The 15002-nt window shown below is 40.7% G+C and carries 17 protein-coding genes; 15 read left to right on the top strand and 2 right to left on the bottom strand.

All coding sequences use genetic code 11. The annotated features are described in order from the left end of the window. The first annotated feature begins 7 nt into the window (after nucleotides 1-7). From LQ216_RS14015 to LQ216_RS14055, 9 genes are all read left to right on the top strand, one after another. On the top strand, nucleotides 8-664 hold the full coding sequence (locus LQ216_RS14015) for an O-methyltransferase (protein ID WP_230130094.1): 657 nt from the start codon (nucleotides 8-10) through the stop codon (nucleotides 662-664). Then, nucleotides 661-1578 carry a peptidase U32 family protein gene (locus tag LQ216_RS14020; protein ID WP_230130095.1) on the top strand — a complete coding sequence of 306 codons (918 nt, stop codon included), beginning with the start codon at nucleotides 661-663 and terminating at the stop codon, nucleotides 1576-1578. The genes LQ216_RS14015 and LQ216_RS14020 overlap by 4 nt, the downstream gene beginning before the upstream one ends. Nucleotides 1579-1601: 23 nt before the next feature. Beyond that, nucleotides 1602-2867 carry a U32 family peptidase gene (locus LQ216_RS14025; RefSeq protein WP_230130123.1) on the top strand — a complete coding sequence of 422 codons (1266 nt, stop codon included), beginning with the start codon at nucleotides 1602-1604 and terminating at the stop codon, nucleotides 2865-2867. Nucleotide 2868: 1 nt separating this feature from the next. Then, a complete protein-coding gene (gene udk / locus LQ216_RS14030) occupies nucleotides 2869-3504 on the top strand; it encodes a uridine kinase (RefSeq protein WP_230130096.1) in 636 nt (211 codons plus the stop codon). Between the two features lie 269 nt (nucleotides 3505-3773). Continuing rightward, entirely contained in the window at nucleotides 3774-4256 is a 483-nt protein-coding gene (greA, locus tag LQ216_RS14035) for a transcription elongation factor GreA (protein WP_230130097.1), read from the top strand. A 349-nt stretch (nucleotides 4257-4605) separates the two neighbouring features. After that, complete coding sequence (locus LQ216_RS14040; RefSeq protein ID WP_230130124.1) at nucleotides 4606-4950, top strand: PadR family transcriptional regulator; 345 nt, start codon at nucleotides 4606-4608, stop codon at nucleotides 4948-4950. Beyond that, the gene (locus tag LQ216_RS14045) at nucleotides 4943-5497 is read left to right on the top strand and encodes a DUF2812 domain-containing protein (protein WP_230130098.1); all 555 of its coding nucleotides are present in this window, start codon (nucleotides 4943-4945) and stop codon (nucleotides 5495-5497) included. Before LQ216_RS14040 ends, LQ216_RS14045 begins: the two co-directional genes overlap by 8 nt. 87 nt (nucleotides 5498-5584) lie before the next feature. Beyond that, nucleotides 5585-7351 carry a penicillin-binding transpeptidase domain-containing protein gene (locus tag LQ216_RS14050; protein WP_230130099.1) on the top strand — a complete coding sequence of 589 codons (1767 nt, stop codon included), beginning with the start codon at nucleotides 5585-5587 and terminating at the stop codon, nucleotides 7349-7351. 99 nt (nucleotides 7352-7450) lie between these two features. Beyond that, the gene (locus tag LQ216_RS14055) at nucleotides 7451-8074 is read left to right on the top strand and encodes a YrrS family protein (protein ID WP_230130100.1); all 624 of its coding nucleotides are present in this window, start codon (nucleotides 7451-7453) and stop codon (nucleotides 8072-8074) included. A gap of 151 nt (nucleotides 8075-8225) precedes the next feature. On the opposite strand, the gene LQ216_RS14060 is transcribed toward LQ216_RS14055, so the two are convergent. Beyond that, complete coding sequence (locus tag LQ216_RS14060) at nucleotides 8226-8429, bottom strand: DUF2536 family protein (RefSeq protein ID WP_230130101.1); 204 nt, start codon at nucleotides 8427-8429, stop codon at nucleotides 8226-8228. A gap of 172 nt (nucleotides 8430-8601) precedes the next feature. Here LQ216_RS14060 and mtnN point away from each other — a divergent pair, with 172 nt between their 5' ends. The 5 genes from mtnN (at nucleotide 8602) to LQ216_RS14085 (ending at nucleotide 12071) form a co-directional block, all read left to right on the top strand. Continuing rightward, nucleotides 8602-9297, top strand: coding sequence for a 5'-methylthioadenosine/S-adenosylhomocysteine nucleosidase (gene mtnN, locus LQ216_RS14065; protein WP_230130102.1), 696 nt, complete (start codon nucleotides 8602-8604; stop codon nucleotides 9295-9297). Between the two features lie 125 nt (nucleotides 9298-9422). Beyond that, on the top strand, nucleotides 9423-9650 hold the full coding sequence (locus LQ216_RS14070) for a YrhC family protein (RefSeq protein ID WP_230130103.1): 228 nt from the start codon (nucleotides 9423-9425) through the stop codon (nucleotides 9648-9650). Between the two features lie 447 nt (nucleotides 9651-10097). Next, nucleotides 10098-10235, top strand: coding sequence for a YrzI family small protein (locus LQ216_RS14075; RefSeq protein WP_230130104.1), 138 nt, complete (start codon nucleotides 10098-10100; stop codon nucleotides 10233-10235). 502 nt (nucleotides 10236-10737) lie between these two features. Continuing rightward, nucleotides 10738-11901, top strand: a complete 1164-nt coding sequence (locus LQ216_RS14080) for a DUF4062 domain-containing protein (RefSeq protein WP_230130105.1) — start codon at nucleotides 10738-10740, stop codon at nucleotides 11899-11901. Next, entirely contained in the window at nucleotides 11898-12071 is a 174-nt protein-coding gene (locus tag LQ216_RS14085; protein WP_230130106.1) for a hypothetical protein, read from the top strand. Before LQ216_RS14080 ends, LQ216_RS14085 begins: the two co-directional genes overlap by 4 nt. Before the next feature lie 736 nt (nucleotides 12072-12807). On the opposite strand, the gene LQ216_RS14090 is transcribed toward LQ216_RS14085, so the two are convergent. Next, nucleotides 12808-13569: an N-acetyltransferase gene (locus tag LQ216_RS14090; RefSeq protein WP_230130107.1), complete on the bottom strand. Its 762-nt coding sequence runs from the start codon at nucleotides 13567-13569 to the stop codon at nucleotides 12808-12810. A 168-nt stretch (nucleotides 13570-13737) separates the two neighbouring features. On the opposite strand from LQ216_RS14090, the gene sigK reads away from it, so the two are divergent. Further along, nucleotides 13738-14451 (top strand): RNA polymerase sporulation sigma factor SigK, encoded by a 714-nt coding sequence (gene sigK, locus LQ216_RS14095; protein WP_230130108.1) that lies wholly within the window; start codon nucleotides 13738-13740, stop codon nucleotides 14449-14451. Nucleotides 14452-15002: the final 551 nt, after the last annotated feature.

The raw sequence follows: 15002 nt of genomic DNA on the forward strand, positions 1-15002 counted from the left end.
AAATAATATGAATGAAAAAATTGAAAGTTATTTAGGTTCGCTGATCACTCCTAGAAAGGGTTTATTTGCGGAAATGGAACTGTATGCAAATGATTTTAATGTGCCGATTATGGAGCCGGAAGGAATCGAGGCGCTTTTGCAAATCATCAGGCTGAGCCGTCCGAAAGCAATCTTGGAAGTTGGTACGGCCATTGGTTATTCTGCTTTGCGAATGGCCGAAGCCGCACCGGACGCTAAAATCGTTACTCTTGAAAGAGATGAAGAGCGAATTGTGAAGGCAAAAGAATATATAAAAAAAGCAGGCAAGCAGGAACAAGTCCTCTTACTTGAAGGAGATGCGCTGGAACTGACGGGGCTTGTCAAAGAACATGGACCGTTCGATGCGATCTTTATCGATGCCGCCAAAGGGCAATATCGCCGATTCTTTGAACTTTATGAATCTGTTCTGCAGAGTGATGGTATAATCGTTACCGATAACGTCTTGTTCAAAGGTTTAGTAGCCGAAGAAGAGGAATCGATTGAACCGAAACGGATCCGCAGTTTAGTCAGAAAAATAAAAGAGTATAATGAATGGATAATGAACCATCCCCGCTATCATACGGTCATTCTATCGATCGGTGATGGTGTTGCCATCAGCAAACATAGAGGTGAAAAAAGCATATGAAAAAACCAGAACTGCTTGTGACACCGATAAACATTGCGGATATTCCGCCATTAATCGACGCAGGCGCGGATTCGTTTGTAATCGGTGAGCAGAGGTACGGGCTTCGACTTGCCGGTGAGTTTCCTAGAGCAGATGTGAAAAAAGCGATCGAACTCGCACACGGTGCCAAAAAACGAGTATATGTCGCGATGAACGCGATTTTTCATAATGAAAAAGTGGATGGGCTGGAAGACTATGTTGCTTTTCTTCAAGAAACGGGCGTGGATGCAATCATTTTCGGCGATCCGGCTGTATTGATGGCCGTACGCGCTGCTGCCCCTGACATGCCGCTGCACTGGAATACGGAAACAACGGTGACGAACTGGTATACGGCAAACTATTGGGGACGCCGCGGTTCCGTAAGGGCTGTGGCCGCAAGAGAGCTCAGCATGGATGAGCTGATCGAAATGAAGGAAAACGCTGAGGTAGAGATTGAGGTGCAGGTGCAGGGGATGACTTGCATGTTCCAATCAAAACGCTCGTTGCTCGGCAATTATTTTGAATATCAAGGCAAAGCGCTTGAAATTGATAACAAACATATGTTGCTGCATGACAATGAACGGAACAATAAGTATCCTATTTTTGAAGACGAGAACGGAACGCACATCATGAGCCCGAACGATATGTGCATCATCGACGAGCTTCAGGAAATGGTCGAAGCCGGCATTGATTCTTTTAAAATTGACGGGATTTTAAAAACAGCTGAATATATCGTCGCTGTTACGAAACTATACCGCAAGGCGATTGATCTTTGCGTAGAAGATCCGGATCAGTATGAGGAAACAAAGGACGAGTTTCTAGAAAAGGTTGAGAAGATTCAACCGGAAGACCGTAAATTGGATACAGGATTTTTCTTTAAAGAAACCGTATATTGATTTGAAACAAATGGATAGGAGGGATAGCCTTGGAAGCGGAAATCTCGAAATTCGTCGATGGAAAACGAGTGATTGTAAAGAAGCCGGAGTTATTGGCTCCTGCCGGTAATCTTGAAAAGTTGAAAATCGCCGTACATTATGGTGCGGATGCGGTTTATATCGGCGGTCAGGAATTCGGCCTCCGGTCCAATGCCGGCAACTTCACGCTTGAGGAAATGAAGGAAGGCGTTGATTTTGCCAAGGGGTACGGAGCGAAAATCTATGTAACAACCAATATCTATGCCCACAACGAAAATATGGACGGGCTTGAAGAATATTTAATTGGCCTTCAGGAAGCTGGAATAGCGGGTATTATTGTCGCTGACCCGTTGATCATCGAAACGTGCCGTCGTGTCGCTCCTAAAGTGGAAGTGCATTTAAGCACACAGCAGTCGCTTTCCAACTGGAAGGCTGTGCAATATTGGAAAGAGGAGGGGTTGGACCGCGTCGTTCTCGCTCGCGAGACAGGAGCGGAAGAGATTCGTGAAATAAAGGAAAAGGTCGATATTGAAATTGAGACCTTCGTCCATGGGGCAATGTGCATTGCCTATTCCGGACGCTGTACCCTGTCCAATCATATGACGGCGCGTGATTCAAACCGCGGCGGATGCTGCCAGTCATGCCGCTGGGATTATGATCTGTATGAGCTTGGCCAGAACGGTGAAAAAGCATTATTCTCCGAAAGTGATGATGCTTTTGCGATGAGTCCTAAAGATTTGAAGCTGATTGAGTCGATTCCGAGAATGATTGAGCTAGGGATTGACAGTCTGAAGATTGAAGGAAGAATGAAGTCGATTCACTACGTGGCTACGGTCGTGAGCGTGTACCGTAAAGTCATAGATGCTTATTGCGCCGATCCTGCAGGCTTCCAGATCAAGCAGGAATGGCTGGATGAGCTTGAAAAATGTGCGAACCGGGAAGCGGCATCGGCGTTCTTTGAAGGAACTCCCGGGTATAAGCAGCAAATGTTTGGGAACCATAGCAAACAAACTAAATATGACTTTGCCGGCTTAATTCTTCATTATGATGACAAAACAGGTATGGTTACTATGCAGCAGCGCAACTTCTTTAAGCCTGGGGATGAGGTTGAATTTTTCGGTCCGGAAATTAACAACTTCACTCAAACCATTGATACACTTTGGGATGAGAAAGGCAATGAATTGGAAGCTGCGCGCCATCCGCTGCAAATTATCCGCTTTAAATCAGACAAGCCTGTATTTGCAAACAACATGATGCGGAAGGAGAACTAACATGGATAAGAAGCCTGTTGTCATCGGTGTAGCCGGCGGTTCCGGTTCCGGAAAAACGAGCGTAACAAGATCCATCATCCGAAGTTTTAAAGGGCATTCCATCCTGATGCTGGAACAGGATTATTATTATAAAGACCAAAGCGAGCTGCCTTTTGAAGAACGCTTAAAGACAAACTATGACCATCCGCTTGCTTTCGACAATGATTTGCTAATTGAGCATGTGAATGCATTGTTAAAATATAAACCGATCAACAAACCGGTTTATAACTATTCTCTCCACACCCGTTCCGATGAAATTATTCATGTCGAGCCTAAAGAGGTCATCATCCTCGAAGGAATTCTTGTCCTTGAGGATGAACGCCTTCGCGATTTAATGGACATGAAGTTATTCGTCGATACGGATGCCGACATCCGGATCATCAGAAGGCTGTCCCGGGATATTAAAGACCGTGGCCGTTCGATGGATTCAGTCATTGATCAGTATGTAAATGTCGTCCGTCCGATGCATAACCAATTCATTGAGCCGACCAAGCGTTATGCGGATATCATCATACCCGAAGGCGGCCAAAACCATGTCGCCATCGATTTGATGGTCACAAAAATAAAAACAATCCTTGAACAAAAGTCATTTTTGTAATAACATGACATAAATAAAGGATAGGACTTAAATTTTTGGCTATTTGTTCGGAAGGGCTGGACAAAACAGATAAAAGGTCATACTCTATCTAAAGACAGATGTTTCCCTTATAATGGGAGGACTTACATAAGATGCGCGCCCTTTTTAAGGCGCGCACTTATATATCTAAAAGCTTCGGCCATAGTCATTTATGTCCCGAAGTAAGCGAATACACTACATAAACTGAGAAGCAGGAGGTCTCCTGTAGAGACTAGAAGGAGTGAAGGGTTTTGGCTATGGAAAAAGAATTTCCGATGACAAAAGAGGGAAAAGCAAAACTTGAACTAGAACTTGAACAATTAAAAACGGTAAAAAGAAAAGAAGTCGTAGAAAGAATCAAAGTCGCCCGCAGTTTCGGGGATTTATCCGAGAACTCCGAATACGATTCCGCAAAAGAAGAGCAGGCATTTGTTGAAGGGCGTATCACAACGCTTGAAAACATGATCCGCAACGCAAAAATTATTGAAGAAGACCATTTGGATACAGATACAGTGTCACTCGGAAAATCCGTAACATTTGTTGAGCTTCCAAACGGTGATGAAGAAACCTATACAATCGTCGGCAGCGCCGAGGCCGACCCATTCGAGGGCAAAATCTCTAACGATTCTCCCATTGCCAGGAGCCTCATCGGTAAAAAGGTAGGCGACGCCGTAGTGGTCCAAACCCCGGGCGGAGAAATGAACGTCAAGATCGTTACAATCAGAAAAAAATAATACAGCAAAACAGCGGTACCAGGAATGGTGCCGCTGTTTTTTTTATTTGAGTCGCCGCTCTTAGATTTAAGGAAATCGCTTTTGAAAATCTATATAATAACTCATTACTCTTTAGGAGTACTTGATCTAAATTATAAAGTTTATCCCGCTTTAACGGGCAGTAAGCCCCCACCACATGGAAAAACAAGGATAAGTGGGGGAACAACTGCCCGTAAAAGTCCGATTGGTTCAACTAACCATCGGTGGGGGATGAACCGATGGAAGTTTCACTTTATTGACACATATATCATTAAATGATATATATTATTTAATGATATATCACTTAACGATATAAGAAAAGGGGGATATGATGCCTAGAAACGATACGATAGAGATGGGGGAACTTACGGACACTTCATACTATATTCTTTTATCTTTAGTGGAACCAAAACATGGATATTTAATTATGAACTCAATAGAATCTATGACCAATAACCGGTTATCAATCGGTCCAGCATCCATGTATACCACAATCAGAAAGCTACTATCAGCTGAATTAATTGAACTTTTTGATGATGGGGATGAAAAAAGAAAAACGTATGTTTCAACAGTGAAAGGAATTAAGCTTCTAAAAAAAGAGATCCAACGTCGGCGAGAAATGGTGGCACATGCTGAAGAAGTATTTAAACAAAAGGGGATGGATACAAATGCTTAAAACAAAGTATATCATGAGTGATGGATTAGCGTTTTCTGAAGAAAAGGATATGCAACGTCTTAGCAGATATGCAAAAAAAGGATGGATCTTAGAAGGTTTCGCTGGGCTGGGATTTAAATTAAGAAAAGAGGAGCCCAAATATCTAGACTATTCACTTGATTATTTAAAGGAAGCAGACGAAGAGTACTTTCAGTATTTCGAAGCAGCTGGTTGGTCCCATGTTTGTTCATCTGGAAATGAAATTCATGTGTTTTGTGCACCTATAGGTACAAAGCCGATTTATTCCGATAAAGAAACCATTATCGAAAAGTACCAGCGACAAAAGAAGCAAATGGGCAAGTACGCTTTGCCATTCCTTATTTCATGGGTTGTGTTCTTTGTGTTATCTGTTCTTAGCCAAAATAGCATCTTATCTGAAACAATAGGTAATGTGAGCGAGTTTTTCGGTTTAATCGCTTTTATTATTCTTATCTTTCCTGGATTACCGTACATCGCATATCATTTCAGATTGAAAAAGCTTCGCAAGAGCATGGGACACCGATCATAAAAATGGACGAATCCTCTCTGACACAAAAATCATAAAATCTCGTTTTAAATCCCCGTACACCGTCAAGACTGTGTATGAGGTGTTCATATGATTCGCAGAAGAATGAAAGGAATGGCTATTTTTCTAATCGTGTTGATGCTTGTGTTGATTGCCAGGCTTGTGCAGGTTCAGCTTGTAAGTACGGAATCTTACTCTAAACATCATATTAACTTAATGGAAGCGAGCGTCAACCAAAGGTCGCAGGTGCTGAAACTAGACGACGGAAGAGGTGTGTTTTACGACCGTCATGGGACACCGCTTGCTCATGAAGAAATCCCGACACTAATCCTCTTTCCGTTTCTCAAAAACATGACTTGGCCTTCAGATAAAGTGGCCGGTATTATCAAAATCCCTGAGCAGCAATTACTCGATGCCATAAAAGAAGCGAAAGAACCATTCGCATTGGGTGAAACAAAACCAATAAACCTCACACCCGCACAAAGTTCAGCTATCAATGAATTGAAAATACCGGGTGTTTTCGCGGTGCGGGAAAAATTTTACGATAAAAATATGCTGGCGGCTCAGTTAATTGGAACAACGACTAAATCCGAGCCTGTTAAAAAGAAGCTCCATCCTGAACGGAAACTATCACCTGAAATAAGGGTCGGCAGCTATGGTCTGCAGAAGACTTTCGACGACTTTCTCTTGTCTGAGGGCGAATCGAAGCTTGTTTTTCATGTGGATGGATTCGGGGGGCCGTTGTTTGGAGTCGATGTTAAGTATATCGAGCCGGCCAATCCAATGTATCCTGTCCAAGTGGTTACGACGCTAGATAAAAGGATGCAGGAAGCAGCGGAGCGGTTGGTTGATGCACATAAGATTGAAAAAGGCGGTCTGGTTTTGATTGACATTGAAACGAATGAAGTCCGGGCGCTTGTTTCCAGACCAAGGGTAAATAAAGAAGACCCAAATCATCTCGGGAATAAAAATATGATGTTGATGCGGGAAACACCGGGATCTGTTTTTAAAGTAATTGTCGCAGCTGCGGCTATTGATTCAGAAATGGCCGAAAGCTCAAGGATGTTTAACTGTAACTTAAGAATAGATGGCAGTCCGGACACGGAGTATGAACATGGTCTGCTTACTTTCGATCAAAGCTTTTCCCGAAGCTGCAATCGCACATTCGCTGAATTGGCCCAGGAGATGTCAGTCAAAAACCCTGACATTCTTGAACAGTACGCCGGCAAATTAGGAATAAAAGATACCTCAGGCTGGACCGGTCCGGTCTATCATATCGATCCGTTCAATCAGTTTGATGCGGAGGAAAGCGGAGTCATCTGGCATCATGACGATTTAAAGAAAGATAAAAAGATGATTGCAAAAACAGCGATTGGCCAGCAGGATGTACAGGTTACCCCGCTCGCCATCGCCAATATGATGGCGACCATCGCACGCGGTGGGGAAAAAGAGATGGTCAAGTCGGTAAGCAAGGTTGAGTTCAATAACGGCACGACCGTATATGAATTCCTAGAAAAAAATCTCGCTGGGGACATGATTTCTCCCTATACAGCCATGAAACTGCAACGACTTCTAAGAGGTGTCGTGACGGATCCAGAAGGGACTGGAGTTTTTTTGAAAGATTTGCCGTATGAGATAGCAGGAAAATCAGGCACAGCCCAAACAGATATTGAAAAGAAAGAACTAAATAAATGGTTCGCAGGATATTTTCCATTCAAGTCGCCTAAATATGCGATGGTCGCTGTCAGTTTTGATACAAACAATAGTACACCAGGAATGACGAGAGTATTTGCGGATATGGTAAAGGAGATACATAAATTGGACAACCCTGACAGTCCTTATGAGTCTAAGGAATGAGTTTTCTTTATCGGCGCATAGGAGGGATATCGCTTCTATCTGGGGATTTAAAATGTTAGAATGGAGGCTGAAATAGTTATTGTTGGGAGGAACATATCCATGGATAAGGATCAGAATTCCTTAGATTCAGCCTCACGTTTAAACAAGAAAGATAAACAGAGAAAAGCCAATAAAGTTTTTAATATCTTAATTGTTGCCGTTTCATTATTGATTGTCGTAGTTGCTGCTACGATTATTTTAGGCGATAGCGGGGAGCCCCGGACAGAGACGGCATCCTCAGAAAATGAGTCAAGCAAGCATAAAGACGAGAAATCTTCTAATGACAATGAGGGCACCTCGGAAGATGCTTCTGCCGAAGAAGAGAATCAAGACGCGGAACCTGCGACTGATGCTGAAGCTGAGGAAGAAACCGAAGCCGAGGAAGACACCGATAGCGGGGAACCAAAAGTGGGCGAGCCGGTTGGCACAACCCAAACAGGAAAGAAGCAATCTACTTCTTTTGAGAAAGGGTCTGCCGATTGGAATGAAATGACGACAGCGATGGCCGCAGGAACAGGAATCGACCCAAACAATATGACGATTTGGTGGCTTGGAAATGGCGGTTCACCGACCACAGCCAAGGGGACTGTTTCAGCAAAAGATGGCTCACAAAAATATCAGGTTCAACTTGAATGGGTCGACGGCCAGGGCTGGAGTCCTGTTAAAGTCGAGGAAACGAATTAAGTTTATTGCAACGAGAAAAGCGCAAGCGCCGTATCGGGCGTTTGCGCTTTTTAAAAATAGGTTCGTTTAAATAAACTGTGTTTTCGTTTAAATCACCATGATTTTCATTTAAGTCATAAAGATTATCGTTTAAATGAAAAATTTCGCCTCTTTATTTCACCTTAAAGTGCACCATAGCACTATAAAATCTTCGTCCATCTTCAGAAACATGCATTTGATGTGAGATATTGTGGACTTCTAGCAGGATTGCTTGGTTCACTTCAATTTGTGCCTGGATTTTTTCCTCCAGAGCTTTGATCGATTCTGCTTCGAAACATTCTATTTTATCCCGGATTAAATCAAGTTGAAAATTCATGCGGCTGGCTCTCCTCTTATTGTTAGCTTATTATATTCATTATACCTTTTAACATCAGAAAAAGTGGACAGAATAGATGGAGAATCACTGGCCTATGGCGTATTATTTAAAACTGGTGGTAAAATAGTGTTTGCAGATACAGTCTGAGAAATTTATAGGAAGAGGTCGAATAATGAAACTTGCGATAATCGGAGCAATGGAAGAGGAAGTAACGATATTAAGGGATAAAATTGAAAACCTGGAGCAGGTAACAATTGCCGGTTGTGAATTTAACACCGGACTTTTAAATGGAATTGATGTCATCCTTTTGAAATCGGGAATCGGAAAAGTAAACGCTGCGATGTCGACGGCTATTTTGTTGGAAAAGTTTAAACCGGATGCGGTTATTAATACGGGTTCAGCCGGAGGGTACCTGCCATCATTGAATATCGGGGATGTAGTGATCTCGACAGAAGTGCGTCATCATGATGTGGATGTCACAGTATTTGGCTATGAGTACGGTCAGGTGCCGCAAATGCCCCCAGCATTTTTGCCGGACGAGAAGCTGCTTAAAGTGGCGGAGGAAGCTGCCCATGAGATTGAAGATATTCAAGTAGTAAAAGGCCTGATTGTTACTGGTGATTCCTTCATGAACGATCTAGACAGAGTTGATTTTGTCCGAGGGAAATTCAAGAAATTGCATGCTGTTGAGATGGAAGCGGCCGCCATCGCCCAGGTGTCCTATCAATTCAAGGTGCCTTTTGTGATTATCCGTTCCCTTTCCGATATTGCCGGAAAGGAATCGAACATCTCGTTTGATCAGTTCTTGGAAACAGCGGCATTAAATTCCTCACAACTAATACTGAAAATGGTTGAACGGATGAAATAATCTAACCAGCCTGCATCCTACTATCATTTTATTTCCCAAGATTTACAGCCGTTTCAGCCTGGGTTTCTATGATAAAATGATAATCGTTGATTACAAGTTTAAGAGAAGGTGCAGGTGTTTTTTTTATGAAGAAAATGCATGAAAAAATGGTCGATTTTAAACGTTTTGCTATTACATTTCTATGTGTCGGCGTTTTCTTCTATTTCGGCAGCATCATCCCTTCCGAAGGAAAAACAATGTTTGACACATACGGTATGATGGGAGCAACAACCGTATTTCTGGTTGCCTCAATCATTTTCTTTACGCTATCATCAAAATATAAAAAGATTCTTGCTGAAAACAATGAATCTTGATAACTATAAGCAGAGAGCCTGATACCGAAACCTGGTATTTTAGGCTCTTTTTTTTCTTAAGTTTAATTGAAAAACCTAATTAGGGAAATTTGTATAAAAAATTAGGCCAATTAAGGGTTTACAAAGATTTGGTACTTGGATATACTTACCAGTGTAAGATAAAATCTGCAAAAGGAGGTCGAGGAAAATGGCAAAGGCAAAGGCAACTTATTCACCAGCTTGTGCAAAGAATCCAACTTCATATTGTTATACACACAATTTCGACCTGAACGGTGCAGATTTCATTTAAGCGAAGAATGTAATGTTAAATGATAATCCAGACTATACCGGCCGCAGGGAGATATGTGTTTCCTGCGGCCTTTCTATGCCCATTTTTTCCGCAGGAGTCCATTCTCTTCTGCGGCTTTTTGCGTTCATTAGTCTGTTTTATTTAAGGAGGTGATTCTTATGACACTGAATATGCTGTTTTTTACAATTACCATTAAAAAGCGAAATGTCACGGCTGAAGAATACTTACATCAAGAAAGTATTAAAAAGTTGCGTGACGAATACATCGATAAGACGATCTATTACCGAAATTTCTAATTTGAAAAAAAATAACTGAGAAGGTGGAGATGAATATGAACGCGATGAAAATAATTAAGGAAACAAAAGGTTGCTTATGGGATCAGAAGGATACCGGCTAACGAATCGCCGTTTCACAATTTCGTCATTGTATCGATGAAAAATGTTCAAACAATCCTCCGTTTGGAACAGCATAAACATGTTAGACTTAGCAAAGCATGCTAAAAAGGAGTGTTTTGATGTTCCCGGTCGTACTCGTACTGATCGTTACTACTATCATTAGTGTTGTGATTGCTACGGAAGTGATGTTGGAAGCGGAATGATATTTTTACATCATTTTAAATAACAGGAGAAAGCTTATGTCCTCATGAAGGGGCATAAGCTTTTTTGATGTTATATTGTGAAAATCGTTGACTACGTTTGGTGAAATAAACTAAGCTGCTACATAATTTATTGCAATAGAGGAGTTCTTAAGAAGATGTCGAAATAAATACTAAAAGTTGCTATTAGAGAGGTGAAAATATTGGCTGAACCAGCGAAAATTTTTATAAGCTCTGCAGCTGATGAACGTTTAAGTCGATTAAGAGAAGGTATACATACTGAATTACAAACCATGGAACATAACCCGCAAATGTATGAGAAAGATTTTGGACCTTGGCCGCCTCAAGAGTTAGTGCAAAATTGCTTAGACCATGTGTTGAGATGTGATATCTTTTTGTTGTTTGTGGCTCAGAAGGCAGGAAGCTATAACGATGAATATAACGCAACAGTTACACATTGCGAATTTCAAAAAGCACATCATAATAATAAATATATTATCGTCTTTGTCGAAGATTATATTTATAACTTGTTCTGGAATGACTTGCGCTTTACTATTGGTGAAATGGTTGAAGATTATAAAAAAGTTCACGGTAATCTTGATTCATATCGAGATATTGCTGAAGCAGCATGGAACATACATCCTGAGACATCCAAGAGTATAGATTCTTATGTTTGGGCATTCCTTTACGATATTTATCAGAAAGGATATTACTTTGAGCAAATGTCCATGGCTGTTGATGGAATAAAGACAATTAAGAAATACTTTAGTGATCTATTTCGACAAGGAAGTCAGTATCTTGCATTACAAAACGATATTGATGAACAGATTAAAGAAGGTCCTACTTATCGCAAACATGCAGAATTCGCTTCAAAAATGATTGAGTATTTGCAAAATGGGGAATTAAAAGATCCAAGAATGTTTCTAGAATATTTACAACGTTTTTTGAAAAAGGGAACTGTCTATAATAAGCCTGGCACCGTATTCGAAAAAACGCTTGGTGAATATGAATCATGCTCAGGGAGCACACTTTACAAGAAGGATGATAGACAACTTCGATTGATTGCTGCATCCGGAATGGCCAGTGGGGATAATGAGTTTTATAATTTAGATGATCCATATTCATTTGTCGTACAGGCCTTTAATAGTTCAAATCCAGAATTATTCTTTGGTGAAGAAAAGCGACAATTTTATCTTGCTTTAAAATCTGGAAATTATGTGATCTGTTTTCATTATCCTGTTGATTCGTTTTGGACAGAAGAGAACGTACAACTATTTAAAGTCGATATTATGCGTGATATAATGGAGACAGAACCAGCACTTTTTCGTGATTTCGCCATACGATTACTAGGAGGGATAAAGCAATGAGCACAAAGGTACTACGTTTTGAAGATGATAAAATTATCCATGTTGCCTCCGGTTCTATAAATACTGATAAGAAGTACATTGAAGCAAAAGCAAGACGATTTGATGAAACCAACCGTCGCTTACAACAAGCTTTTGATAAGAACAAAAATCGTAAAAACTATGGCTCCTAAACGTTTAAAACGGAAAGGGTTGCATCTTGTAAGGATAAATGCATAAATTATAGAAAGTCCTCGATAAGGGGGCTTTTTTCAATGCAGGGAAAGGTTTATGAAGGCATATGTCATTGAGTTAAAAAGCTTAGGGGAATGGAATATCAAGGGTGGAAACATGCAGTTAAGTCTTGAATTAAAGGAATTCTGGACAAGAACTCGAATCACAAGTAGATAGTCTTATCATCTAGAAACAGTTATACATTATAGAAGACAAATCATATATTAAGTTAATTTTAGAATTTCAATCAACAAAATTGTAAAACGAAATTTCACAATTTTGTGTGTAAAGCTAAAGGGGTGGAGAATGTTGCTGACCATTCAACAGAAGCTTAAGATATTTGATTCCTTTAATGTTCTAAAAAAGAAAATTAGAAAAGATCATATTAGAATTGATTATGCCTATACAAATACTAGGAAACAGCAAAAAAATGTAATATGTCAATTTAATATAAATACTGGAAATGGATATGTCTGCGGTAGGTATTTAAAGGATAATCACGAGTATAATTTAGATTCACGAGGTTGGATTAATATAAAAATGTTCAGCGAATCCGAATTGGATTACGTTATTGAAAAGTCAATTCAATCATTAAGTTAAATATTTAAAGTTCCTTTAATATGAAGGATAGAATTCATCCGCGATAAACCTTATGATTCAAACATTAGTTTTGAAGAATGTAAAATAATTGTCTTCTCATCCTTCTCCCACTAGCTTCATTAATAATTTTTCAAACTTAGTCGGGCTCATAATTTCGTGTGTAATGAATTCACCATCATAATATAGGCCAAACGTTGTCCAAATAGTCGGCGCGTTCTGTGCTTCTTCTTTCGTTGTTAACCTGTGTGCCTGAAAGGAAACACCTCTGCTTACCGCCACTTCTCGTAAGTCTTCCAAAACACCTACTGCAAATGGACATTGAGCCGTATAGTAAATGGCCACACCTTTTTCGATAACTGGAGCTTTAAGTTGGTTTTTAAACGCAGGTATGGCAGCTTGGTCATTCCACTTTAGTACGGCTAATTGAAAATAGGGCGCTGCTTCGTCTACTAACTCAAAGTCCATATGTTCAAAAAAATGGCTTTCACTTAAAAACGGTTGCTTTTTCTTTCCTACAATATGTACAATCCCATCCATCCCTCGTTCCATTGCGTCTGTTTTGCAATGATCCAGCAATTGTTTGGCGTATCCATTATTCTTATATTTTCCGGACACCCAGAGGCAATTAATATACATATAATTGGGTGCGGAAATCGGAATCCAAGCCATCTCGGCAGGTAAATATTCAATAAAAACCTTGGCACGTTCATTTAAACGATAAAATACTAATCCTTCATCCATGCGGTCAGTCAACCATTTCTTTTTCTCGACTACTGCCTGCTCATACTGTTTAGCACCCAACGCACAGCATATATGTTCAGTAGCAATATTGTCTTTTGTCACTTGAATGTAGCTCAATTGCTCCTCCCCCTTTTGAAAAAGTGTTCTCTGTTTATCCTAACATAAAATCCCAATTCAGTTTTTTATTCATAGGGAATTTCTCTTGGTACAGACACAGACGTGCCTCCGCCCGCATAGTTATTAACATAGGCAAACGTCCAAGGGCAAAATAGCGGAGGTGGGTACATGCCAGGTCTTTTAACAGCAATTGGCTATTTGGCAAAGGAGTTCTACTTATTAGTATCATATGTAAAGAATAATGCGTTTCCCCAACCATTATCCGCAAAAGAAGAACGGAAATACTTACAGCTGATGGCGCAGGGAGACAGCGATGCGAGGAATATGCTGATCGAACACAACCTGCGGCTCGTCGCACATATTGTGAAGAAGTTTGAAAATACAGGTGAAGACACAGAGGATTTAATTTCGATCGGCACAATAGGATTGATTAAAGCCATAGAAAGCTACTCAGAAGGCAAAGGAACGAAGCTGGCCACATATGCCGCCCGCTGTATTGAAAATGAAATCCTCATGCATTTACGGGCCACGAAGAAGACAAAAAAAGATGTCTCGCTCCATGATCCGATCGGTCAGGATAAGGAAGGCAACGAAATCTCGCTCATTGATGTGCTTAAATCCGAATCAGAGGATGTCGTGGATACAATCCAGTTGAACATGGAAATTGAAAAAGTGAAGGAGTTTATCGATATCCTCGATGACAGGGAAAAAGAAGTCATCGTCGGACGGTTCGGCCTTGATTTAAAAAAGGAGAAGACTCAGAGGGAAATCGCGAAGGAGCTTGGCATTTCGCGCAGCTATGTCTCCAGGATTGAAAAACGGGCATTGATGAAAATGTTCCATGAATTTTACCGGGCGGAAAAAGAGAAAAGAAGAGGGTAAAGTATAGTGCATGCAGCTTTCGGTTGAACGTTTGCTTTTCGACTCATCGAGCAGAAATTAATTTTGATGAGTCCACCATTCTGGAAATAGCCGGACCTTCAACCTAAAAATACATTCTTATCGAAAGAACTGCCCTCCGCACACAAAACGGAGGGCAGTTCTTTTAATTTTGCTCCATCGCTCATAAATTTTGATAATCGCTCGCCAATCTGAATAAGCGCTCGCAAATTTTGATAATCGCTCGCAAATCTGAATAAGCGCTCGCAAATCCAAATAATTGCTCGCAAATTTTGATAATCGCTCACAAATCTGAATAAGCGCTCGCAAATCCAAATAATCGCTCACAAATCAATTTCGATGAGGCCGCCATCCCCAAAAATTGCGGAATCCTTTCCACTCTCATCAAAAAAACGCCCTCCGCACATGAACTATGACCCGAATAATGGACACTTAAAAAAGTCTCTTATTCGGGTTTTTTGTATGCATATGACAGAAACCCGATTATAATCATTTCAGAGATCATATCGGGGGAAACAAAATGAGTAAACTTA

It is taken from the genome of Bacillus sp. CECT 9360, from assembly GCF_918741275.1.
Lineage (GTDB): Bacteria > Bacillota > Bacilli > Bacillales > DSM-1321 > Peribacillus.

Bases quoted from the DNA above. Each gene is read 5' to 3' on its own strand.
- LQ216_RS14015 (WP_230130094.1), top strand. From the start codon at position 8: ATGAATGAAAAAATTGAAAGTTATTTAGGTTCGCTGATCACTCCTAGA.
- LQ216_RS14020 (WP_230130095.1), top strand. From the start codon at position 661: ATGAAAAAACCAGAACTGCTTGTGACACCGATAAACATTGCGGATATT.
- udk (WP_230130096.1), top strand. From the start codon at position 2,869: ATGGATAAGAAGCCTGTTGTCATCGGTGTAGCCGGCGGTTCCGGTTCC.
- LQ216_RS14040 (WP_230130124.1), top strand. From the start codon at position 4,606: ATGCCTAGAAACGATACGATAGAGATGGGGGAACTTACGGACACTTCA.
- LQ216_RS14045 (WP_230130098.1), top strand. From the start codon at position 4,943: ATGCTTAAAACAAAGTATATCATGAGTGATGGATTAGCGTTTTCTGAA.
- LQ216_RS14050 (WP_230130099.1), top strand. From the start codon at position 5,585: ATGATTCGCAGAAGAATGAAAGGAATGGCTATTTTTCTAATCGTGTTG.
- LQ216_RS14055 (WP_230130100.1), top strand. From the start codon at position 7,451: ATGGATAAGGATCAGAATTCCTTAGATTCAGCCTCACGTTTAAACAAG.
- LQ216_RS14060 (WP_230130101.1), bottom strand. From the start codon at position 8,429: ATGAATTTTCAACTTGATTTAATCCGGGATAAAATAGAATGTTTCGAA.
- mtnN (WP_230130102.1), top strand. From the start codon at position 8,602: ATGAAACTTGCGATAATCGGAGCAATGGAAGAGGAAGTAACGATATTA.
- LQ216_RS14070 (WP_230130103.1), top strand. From the start codon at position 9,423: ATGAAGAAAATGCATGAAAAAATGGTCGATTTTAAACGTTTTGCTATT.
- LQ216_RS14075 (WP_230130104.1), top strand. From the start codon at position 10,098: ATGACACTGAATATGCTGTTTTTTACAATTACCATTAAAAAGCGAAAT.
- LQ216_RS14085 (WP_230130106.1), top strand. From the start codon at position 11,898: ATGAGCACAAAGGTACTACGTTTTGAAGATGATAAAATTATCCATGTT.
- sigK (WP_230130108.1), top strand. From the start codon at position 13,738: ATGCCAGGTCTTTTAACAGCAATTGGCTATTTGGCAAAGGAGTTCTAC.